Here is a 257-nt window from a genome sequence, read left to right on the forward strand (position 1 = left end):
TTAGTGCGTTCTCGACAATGCACAGTCTGGTCCTCGGGCAGATCAAGACAGATGAGAAATCCAATGAGATTACAGCTATTCCTGAACTTCTTAACATGTTGGATATTAAAGGAAAAATCATCACAACTGATGCAATGGGTTGCCAGAAAGATATTGCAGAGAAGATACAAAAGCAGGGAGGTGATTATTTATTCGCTGTAAAAGGAAATCAGGGGCGGCTTAATAAAGCCTTTGAGGAAAAATTTCCGCTGAAAAAA

The 257-nt window shown here is 39.7% G+C and carries 1 protein-coding gene; it reads left to right on the forward strand.

Going from position 1 to position 257, the window contains the following annotated elements; translation table 11 throughout:
- Positions 1-257 (forward strand): ISAs1 family transposase (locus A7090_RS25590; protein WP_123057001.1); only part of this gene is annotated, 257 nt, incomplete at both ends.

It is taken from the genome of Escherichia sp. MOD1-EC7003, assembly GCF_002965065.1.
Classification (GTDB): Bacteria; Pseudomonadota; Gammaproteobacteria; order Enterobacterales; family Enterobacteriaceae; genus Escherichia.